Source organism: Treponema sp., from assembly GCF_017430385.1.
Taxonomy (GTDB): Bacteria; Spirochaetota; Spirochaetia; order Treponematales; family Treponemataceae; genus Treponema_D.
Genome location: NZ_JAFRNB010000068.1, coordinates 1 through 8,767, shown reverse-complemented (window position 1 = coordinate 8,767; position 8,767 = coordinate 1). Strand labels below are relative to the sequence as shown.

General features: G+C 44.1%; 7 protein-coding genes. 3 read left to right on the top strand and 4 right to left on the bottom strand.

Going from position 1 to position 8,767, the window contains the following annotated elements:
* Positions 1-179 precede the first annotated feature (179 nt).
* From IJJ71_RS04720 to IJJ71_RS04710, 3 genes are all read left to right on the top strand, one after another.
* The gene (locus tag IJJ71_RS04720; protein ID WP_296845617.1) at positions 180-611 is read left to right on the top strand and encodes a V-type ATP synthase subunit K; all 432 of its coding nucleotides are present in this window, start codon (positions 180-182) and stop codon (positions 609-611) included.
* A gap of 367 nt (positions 612-978) precedes the next feature.
* Positions 979-2,082 (top strand): flavodoxin-dependent (E)-4-hydroxy-3-methylbut-2-enyl-diphosphate synthase, encoded by a 1,104-nt coding sequence (gene ispG / locus IJJ71_RS04715; protein WP_296845616.1) that lies wholly within the window; start codon positions 979-981, stop codon positions 2,080-2,082.
* 37 nt (positions 2,083-2,119) lie between these two features.
* A complete protein-coding gene (locus IJJ71_RS04710; RefSeq protein WP_296845615.1) occupies positions 2,120-3,217 on the top strand; it encodes a tetratricopeptide repeat protein in 1,098 nt (365 codons plus the stop codon).
* Between the two features lie 37 nt (positions 3,218-3,254).
* Here IJJ71_RS04710 and IJJ71_RS04705 read toward each other — a convergent pair whose 3' ends face one another.
* From IJJ71_RS04705 to IJJ71_RS04690, 4 genes are all read right to left on the bottom strand, one after another.
* Positions 3,255-4,637, bottom strand: a complete 1,383-nt coding sequence (locus tag IJJ71_RS04705; protein WP_296845614.1) for a hypothetical protein — start codon at positions 4,635-4,637, stop codon at positions 3,255-3,257.
* 401 nt (positions 4,638-5,038) lie between these two features.
* Entirely contained in the window at positions 5,039-6,463 is a 1,425-nt protein-coding gene (gene wbaP / locus IJJ71_RS04700) for an undecaprenyl-phosphate galactose phosphotransferase WbaP (protein WP_296845613.1), read from the bottom strand.
* Between the two features lie 51 nt (positions 6,464-6,514).
* The gene (locus IJJ71_RS04695; protein WP_296845612.1) at positions 6,515-7,594 is read right to left on the bottom strand and encodes a glycosyltransferase family 4 protein; all 1,080 of its coding nucleotides are present in this window, start codon (positions 7,592-7,594) and stop codon (positions 6,515-6,517) included.
* Positions 7,591-8,727, bottom strand: coding sequence for a glycosyltransferase (locus IJJ71_RS04690; protein WP_296845611.1), 1,137 nt, complete (start codon positions 8,725-8,727; stop codon positions 7,591-7,593). Before IJJ71_RS04690 ends, IJJ71_RS04695 begins: the two co-directional genes overlap by 4 nt.
* Positions 8,728-8,767: the final 40 nt, after the last annotated feature.

Sequence of the window (8,767 nt, the reverse complement as noted above, 5' to 3'; positions counted from 1 at the left end):
TGAACTTGCTCTCAGTTATTGTCCACGGCGTTCGTTTGAATACGCTCGAATTCTCAAATCACTTGGGAATGAGCTGGGCTGGCTTTAAGTATGAACCGCTCAAAGACTAGGGCGATTTATATAAATATTTCGGGGTTTTCCCGGACAAAAAATGACACTTATCTAAAGGAGATAAAATTATGAATTTTGGAATGATTGGTGCAGGTCTTGTAATGGGTATTGCAGCTATTGGTTCTGCAATCGGTATCGGTATCGCAGGTCAGGGCGCAATCGGAGCTTGGAAACGCTGTTTTATGGCAAATAAGCCGGCTCCGTTCATCCTCACAGTCTTCGCTGGTGCTCCACTTACACAGACAATCTACGGCTTCCTTCTCATGCAGCAGATGGCTGCTTCTTCAAAGATCTCTGAGAACCCATTGTTCTTCCTCGGTCTTGGTATTGCAGCTGGTCTTGCAATGTGTTTCTCTGCTATCGCTCAGGGAAAAGCTGGTGCAGCAGGCAGCGACGCTCTCGGTGAGACAGGAAAAGGCTTCTCTAACTACATCATGGTCGTTGGTCTTTGTGAAACTGTAGCTTTGTTCGCAATGGTATTCGGAATGATTCAGTGCTAGGAATCGAAATTACATCCTTGTAATTTCGAGTTCCAACGAGAAACTTCTGTTCACCTAAAGGCAAACAGAAGTTTCTCTCTTTGCTTTTACCCTGCATCCGTGCAGGGGATTTTTTTTCTTCCCGTCGGGAACCTGTCAAAAAGGTCGCGGTGAACAAGTTCATAGGGAGCGACGGTGAAGCCGGCAAAAGTTGTGAGACGACTTTTGAGCGAGTCTCCGAGCAGCTATGTTGCGATGGGCGACCTTTTGCCAGAACCCCGACTCCAGCCGCTATTTTTTTTGCCTTTTCGGGCTTCTTTTGGCATTGGATCATTCACAGAATACTTTATTGGTGCAAGTTCTTTTCTTTTGTGATATACTATTTCTTATGGAAAAGAAATTTTATGCTCCGCGCGAGGTTACGGTCGGCGGATTTGAGAATGTTGATAAAATTGTTGTGGGCGGGGCAAATCCTGTTACGATTCAGACTATGTGGAAAGAGGGAATTGTCGGGGTAAAGGATAATCCTGAGCGACTTGAGTCTATCCGAAACAGAATCGCACAGATGAAAATGCTTGGCTGCGATATTATCCGATTTGCTGTTCCTGATATGGAGAGTGCAGAAAGTTTTATTGAAATTTGTAAATCCACTTCCATGCCGCTTGTTGCGGACATCCATTTTGATTACAGGCTTGCCTTAAAGTGCCTTGAAGGACCTGTAGCGGCTATCCGAATCAATCCGGGAAATATTGGGGCTCGTGACCGTGTTGAGGCTGTCGTTAACGGTTGCCGTGAAAAAGGCGTTGCCATTCGAATCGGCGTTAACTCAGGCTCCCTTCCGCATGATTTGCGTGAGAAGGTCGAGAAGGGCGAAATGAGCCGTGCGGTCGCTTTGAGTGAGACAGCTGCTCGTGAGTGTGCCGTTTTTGACGAGCTTAATTTTGACCAGTTCGTCGTGAGTATGAAGGCTTCCAGCGTGGCCGAGACAATCGAAGCGAATGAAGACTTTGCCTTAAAATACAATATTCCGCTTCATGTCGGTGTAACTGAGGCCGGGCCACTTATCACTGGCGTTGTAAAATCTACACTTGCTTTCAGCCATCTTTTAAATGAAGGAATCGGCTCTACAATCCGCGTCTCGCTTTCTTCGGCTCCTGAGAACGAGGTTATCACCGGCCTTGAGATTCTGCGTGAGTGCGGTAAGAGAAAAGGCGGCGTGACTTTGGTAAGTTGTCCTCGATGCGGACGACAAGGCTTTGATGTCCATGCTTTTATGGACAGATGGCAGAACAGGCTCCTTTCTATGAAAAAAGACATCACTGTGGCCGTCATGGGCTGTGTCGTAAATGGTCCTGGCGAGGGTAAGCATGCTGACATCGGAATCGCCGGGGCAGGCGGAAAGGCAATTATATTCAAAAAAGGTGAAATAATACGAACGATTGATGAAAAAGATGCCGATAATGTATTTGAGGAAATGTTGAACGAACTGTAAGGTCTGTCCGGCATTTTATCGAGGAATCAGCATTTTTATGAAACGGATAATTCTGTCAGTTTTTTTTCTTTTGACTTTTTCATCTCTATTTTCTCAGGTAGTTCCAAAAAAGCCTGAGTCTTCTGAATTCTCATGGAGAATTTTGCAGGACGCTCAGTTTGCTTATGATAACGGCGATATTGCTATGGCTATGAATCTTTCTAACAAGGCCAAAGCAAATCGGGTAGCAGAAAGTGACTATGAGGTTTATATTCTTGATGTTGCGCTTTCTCCTCTTGCGGTTCGTCGAGCTGGTGATGATTTTGATTCTGTTCTAGCAGTTCTTAAAGAGCGTGATCAGATTGAGGCTATTTCTATTATAAACCGTTACCTTGAATTGTACGGGGCAAAATTTTTTGATTATTCCGTTCATAAGATGGAAGACTGGGTTAAGGAAAAACGCGTTTACCCTGAGGCTGACTTCTTGATCGGTAGAATTTACAGGCTTGAGGGTGAGTATAAGACTGCGCTTGATTTTTATGAGAAGGCTCGGCTTGAAAGTTCATTCCTCGATATCCCGGACCAGCTTTATGACATCCTTTATGAAATGGCTGATTTGATGAAGCACAAGGGCAAGGCTGAGGAATACAAGCAGGCACTTCTTCTGATTCTTGACAAAGATCCAAATTACAAGGATCTGGTTCTTCGCCGTGCAATGATTAAGATTATTGATGCCAATAAAGCTTCAAATGTGGACCGTTTTTTTGATTTGTTCCGTGTTTCTTCTCCAAAAACGCTCATCGCACTTTATAATATCAGCGTTATTTTTGAAGAGGAGGGCGAAACTGAGAATTCTCTTTTTACATCGGCATTGGGCAGCGTAGAGTCACTTAGTCATATTCTCAATTCTATTTCAGGCCGAGATTCAAGCTATGAATTCACTACGCTTGCTGATTTCTTCAAAAAAATAAGCGAATATGAAGATATCAGTATGTGGTGTGAGCAGAACCATTTCTGGGACAATTTGATTGCATTCTGCAAGAAAGTTTCTGCCAGAGGTGATGTTGTTTATGCAAACGCCACGCTTGAAGTCATTGCAAAATATTCCAATGATCCTTATGCAAGGGCGGCCGCAAAAGCAAGCATAGTCCAATAGAATAGCAGTTGCTGATAATGTGGCAGGTACTAGAAAATCAGTAGTGAAGCCCGATTCCTGCGTAAATCTCGTATTTTTTCACATTCTCACGCCAACTCATGTCGATTTTTTCAGGATATTTCTTTGCGAGTACAGCTCTTCCTAAATCAACTCCAAAACTGCACCTCATGACAATTCCTTTCCAGTGCTCCGGGAAAACAAGAAATTCAATTCCTCCGGTGTACCATCCGTCTTTTGGGGAGAAAAGCCTGTCCGTCACTTCATTTTTTGTCAGTGCGATGTCCATGAACGGAGAAGCCTGAAGCTCGAAATTAAATTTGTCTGTCCATGCGAATGTCCTGCTGAACCAGGATTCTTCGCCGAAAATGAAATCTGACCAGTCAAGCCAGTGTGTCGTGATTATATGCACCGGAATGTCGATGTTTAGGACAAGTGCGCTTGGTGTTTTTAATGCCCTCTGAGTCCTAAGCTCTAGTCCTGCTGTGTTCACATATTTTTGCTTGTCGCGGACACCTCTGATAAGATCTCCGATTTTTCCTCTGTTTGATTTCGTGACAAAAGCGGTGAAGCGGGTGTTGAATCCTATGTATTTGAAGCCCTTGAATGCCTGAATTTCACCGAATGCCCTCGGCTCAGTTTCTTCCTGCTGAAAATCGTAACCGATTGAGTGGCCGATTTTTGCCGAAATGCCATCCCTGAAATTTCCGTGCCAGTTGATTCTGGAAGTTGAAACGGATTGTCCGCAGGAAACGACCGGACTTGCCAAATCGTCATTTTTGATGTTTATTCCGTCTTTGTCGTAGCTGACTTTTCCGTCGATAAAAGGTGTCCAGTAAACGAATCCCCAGTCATCGATGTCGAGAATTTTGACAGGAACTGAGAAATTTGCATCGCTTGTAAAATATTGGGTGTCCTTGAAAGCCTCATATTCCAAATCCCGGTTTGCCTGTTCGCTGACATCAAGCACGAAGGAAACTCTTTTGAATGGAAGTGCGAGTGTAAGTCCTGTTCCAGTCCAAAATTCCAGCTCGTTCACACCTCTTGTATATGTCAAATCAAAATTATTGTTCCATGAGCAGACGAAGGGGCCTGCACAAAAAGGATATTTGTACTTGAATTCTCCTCCGAATGTCAGGTTCTGTTCACCGGTCGTAACATCTTCTTTTAGACCTGTAAAAACTCCGGCATCCATAGTGTTCATCGTGCCCAAAAAATTGACATCCTTGACTTTGATTTTGAAAATCAGACCGTCATTTGAATCATATTTCGGGTAAGGAAGAATCAGAAGATGTTTTGTGTCCTGTGCAGAAATATGGAGCGAGATGGGGATAATTGTATCAGTTGTAGATGGGGGCGTTGCGGGGGGGGTCCCCGCAGAAGGGGTAGGCACCGATATCCTGTCGAGACAAGAATTTTGCAAGCAAAATTCTTGCGGGTTTTCCCTACTTTTGCCCACATCCTTGTGGGCATCATTTTGAAACTTATTGTTTGTTTTGCTTTTACCGGGGGAGACTTCCCCCCCTGTAACTTCTAATTGGTCATTGCTAATTGCTAATTCCACATTATCGAATGCCCGTGTATTCATCAGACGCTGTTTCAAATCCAAAAGGTAGGAATCCAGCTCTTCCTTGCTCGCAAAAATCCTGTCCGTGTTGACCGGGACGACTCGCCTCAAATCCTGCTCGCGAGTTTTTTCGAGTGAATAAGAAATGTTCCCGATACGATACTTTTGCGGAAAAGCAAGCAAACAAACAAAAATAAGAATGAAGAATAAAAATCTACGATAAAGACAATTTCTCATTTCTAATTGCTAATTCCAAATTAATATGCACCTTTTCCCCGCAGAACGACATAAATTGTTTTGATTATAATCCAAATGTCGAGCCATACAGACCAGTTCTGGATGTAGTAAGAATCAAGCGTAACCCGCTCCTCGTAGCCTGTGTCGCTCCGGCCGGAAATCTGCCACATGCCGCTCAAGCCAGGCTGTACGGAGAGAATGAATTCGGCCTTGCTTCCGTATTTCGCAAGCTCCGGCTCTGTTACTGGCCGAGGTCCGATAAAACTCATTTCCCCGGTAAGGACATTGAAAAACTGCGGAATCTCATCGATGCTTGTTTTTCGCAGAAATTTGCCGATTTTTGTGACGCGCGGATCATTTGTGAATTTGCGGTCCTTTTCCCATTCTGCACGCATTTCAGGATTTTCAGCGAGGATTTTTTCAAGCTGTTTGTCCGCATCGATTACCATTGAGCGGAATTTCCAGCATTTGAATTCGTTGCCGTTTTTTCCTGTGCGTTTGTGGCCGTAAAATACCGGGCCTGGAGAAGAGATTTTAACAGCGAGAGAGACAATAAGTACGAGCGGAACAGTGATTGGAGAAGATATGAGAAGAAGAAAAATATCAATCACTCGCTTCCAGAAAAGGCTGATTGGCTTTGTGAGATTGTGTGTCGAAGAGAAGCCTAGGATGCCTCCGAAATCACGGACATTCGTTGAGATTGTCGATATGTCATTGATGCGGGGAATCTGAATCGTGTACCTGTAGTATGAGTTGATGTAGGTGGTGTCGCGGTCGTAGTCACAGAGAATGGCGACTTTTATGCCGAATTCTTTTACGATGTTGAATGAGCCTTCTGACGGAGGAAGGACTGGGATGCCGAACTTTTCGCCTGGAATGAATGCCTTGCTGTCGATAATCATGCACGGCTTGTAGCCAAGATCGGTGCGCTTAAGGAGCCTTTCGATGATTACATCGCCGGATTTGCCGGAAACATAGATTACGGCAGGAACTCCGAACCATTTTTGCTTTGAAAATATTGTTCTTGCAAATTCACGGCCGGCTGGAAGGATGATTAGGGCAAAAGGTGAGGCAAGAATCATGGCGACTACAATAGGCCATTTGTCATCTGCTTCCTCGACAGTTATGGAAAGGGCTATTCCGATAAAAATGAAGAATGAGCAGATTCCGAATTTTTTTACCTCGTCGGCAGGCGGATATACAAGCCCCGGATAAAGACCGGCCGCATAAAAAACGACCATCATTGGCGGAAGGTAAACCCAATAAGTGACGAACGAGCGGAAATTAATCCATGAGTGGTTGATGAAATTGATGATGAAGAAGGCGATTCCGATACTGAGCATGACCCCGATACAGTCAACGAGCATCAATGCAAAACCAGAAGTGAATGAACTGGTACGCCAGAAATTCTTCTTAAAGTATTTTTTATATTCTTCGCTTGTCATAAAATCCCATTAAATATTTCTGTATTTTACAACAAAAAACAAGAAAAGTCACTACTTTTTAAGTTTTGCCATGGTTTCGCAGATGATTGAGGCCGAGCGTTTATAGGAATAAAGAGATTCAATCTTCGACAAATCGATTTCGGGTGGCTCTGTTTTATTCAGGGATAGCAGTTTTTCGCACAAATCATTGCTGTCATTTGCCTTAAAGAAAGTGACGGGAAGACTTGAATATATTTCTTTGAAAACCTGAATGTCCGAAATGAGGGCAGGGGTTCCGCAAGTCATTGCCTCAAGCGGCGGAATTCCGAATCCCTCGTAGAGTGACGGCTGAACGAGAAGTTTTGATTCTGCGTATGCATATTTGAGCTGGTCGTTTGAAATGCGGCCTGTGAATTCAACAAAACCTTCCCTTGCAGAAAGTTCATTGAGCCTTGCGACGGTTTCTTCGTCACCGGTGCGGAAATTTTCTGCGTTTCCGACAATCACGAGCTTCGATTTGAAATCCTTGTCCGTGTTCCGTGCTTTTTCAAACGCATCGAGAAGCGTTTTGAGGCCTTTATGTTTTTTTATGTTTCCCACAAAGAGAATCTGATCTTTTTTTGCCGGTTTTTCGCCTTCAAACGGCTCCTTGAGGTATTTTGGAGCCGCATTGTAGACGACTTCGATTTGTTTTTTAGTGTGAAGATGATGAAGAATACGCTCTTTTGAGAATTCTGAGACTGTGAAAATGGCGTTTGAGAAATTGACAGCTCTTTTATAGAACATTTTACGTGCGATTTTTCCGAAAAATCCTGTCATCCCCTTAACATCGAGGAAAACGACATCGTGAATCACTGAGAAAATCGGAAGCTCAATTTTACCCGGAATATTGCAGTAAGGGGTGAAATAATAGTCGTAGTGGTGAATTGCTTCAAGGACATCAGGCGGAAAACTGATGATTTCTTTGAGAGAAAACGGCTTTACATCGCAATAACAGAATTCAACATTCTGAAGACGCAAGAAAGGCGTGCACTGTTCATGAGTTCCGATTAAGAGACATTCATTTTCTTCGAGAAAGCAGGGGATAAGCTCTGAAATGAAAGAGCCGATTCCACCTGAGCCAATCATGCGGCAGTCTATAGCGATTCTCATTTTTTGCTGGTCTCCTCGTCAAGCTTCATGATTGTGTTGTCAATCGCTTCCTTGATTTGTCGTGAGAATCTTTCTGCTGAGAAAGTCTTCGCGTGCTGTGAGATGAAATCCGTGTCGAATGCGCCTGATTTTTCTAGCTCATCAAAGCGGTTGATTGCACGCTCGACTGAATCCACTGTGGCATGGCTGAAGAAAGTGCCGGTTTTTCCGTTGATGACAGTTTCAAGAGCACCACCTTTTCCGAATGCGATTACAGGGCGACCGCAGCACTGGGCTTCGACAGGAATTATTCCGAAATCTTCTTCGGCGCAGAAAATCATGGCGCGGCATCGCTGCAGATAGTCCATGACTTCCTTGTCGCTGATTCTTCCTGTGAAAGTGATTTCTGTGTCTGGATAATTTGCGGCAAGCTTTTTGAGAGATTTTTCCTGGCTCCCGCTTCCGATTACCACGAGCTTCTTTTTGAGGTTTCCGCATGCTTGAATTGCCAGATCGATTCGCTTATATGGAACGAAACGGCTGAAAACTACGAAAAAGTCCTCGTGAGGCTTGTAGTTCGGCGTGAGTCGGTCTGTGTTTACAGGCGGATATATTACGATTGAATCTCGGTTCCAGTATTTTTTGATTCGGCGTGAGATGTAATTTGAATTTGCGATGAGCGTATCGACCCGCTGGCTTGAGACATAATCCCAGAGACGGATTTTTGGCATCCATTTGTCCATGAAGAACTTTGTAATCCTTCCGCTGCGGGATTTGTATTCAAAATATTTGTCCCGGGCGTAACGCATTGGTGTGTGAATGTATGCCACATGAGGAACAAGGGGCGGGGTAATTACGCCTTTCGCGCAACATGAAGAAGAGCAGATTACCAGCTTGTAGTTTGAAAGATCGAAAGACTCGAAGGCTTTGGGCATGAAAGAGAGGAATTTTGTGTAAAGTTTGGTTGCGCGAGGCCACTTCTGCATGAAAGATGTGTGAACCTTTTCTTTCGGGAAGATTTTTCCCATCTTTTTTTCATCGTAAACAAGAGTAAAAATGTCAGCTTCAGGGTAAATTTTGAGAAGTTCCTCAACGACCCGTTCCGCACCGCCATAATTTACGAGCCAGTCATGTACAATCGCAACTCTTTTCATTTTGAACCTCCGTTTAGGACTTCGAAAAGCTTTTTCGCCG

Bases quoted from the DNA above. Each gene is read 5' to 3' on its own strand.
- IJJ71_RS04720 (WP_296845617.1), top strand. From the start codon at position 180: ATGAATTTTGGAATGATTGGTGCAGGTCTTGTAATGGGTATTGCAGCT.
- ispG (WP_296845616.1), top strand. From the start codon at position 979: ATGGAAAAGAAATTTTATGCTCCGCGCGAGGTTACGGTCGGCGGATTT.
- IJJ71_RS04710 (WP_296845615.1), top strand. From the start codon at position 2,120: ATGAAACGGATAATTCTGTCAGTTTTTTTTCTTTTGACTTTTTCATCT.
- wbaP (WP_296845613.1), bottom strand. From the start codon at position 6,463: ATGACAAGCGAAGAATATAAAAAATACTTTAAGAAGAATTTCTGGCGT.
- IJJ71_RS04695 (WP_296845612.1), bottom strand. From the start codon at position 7,594: ATGAGAATCGCTATAGACTGCCGCATGATTGGCTCAGGTGGAATCGGC.
- IJJ71_RS04690 (WP_296845611.1), bottom strand. From the start codon at position 8,727: ATGAAAAGAGTTGCGATTGTACATGACTGGCTCGTAAATTATGGCGGT.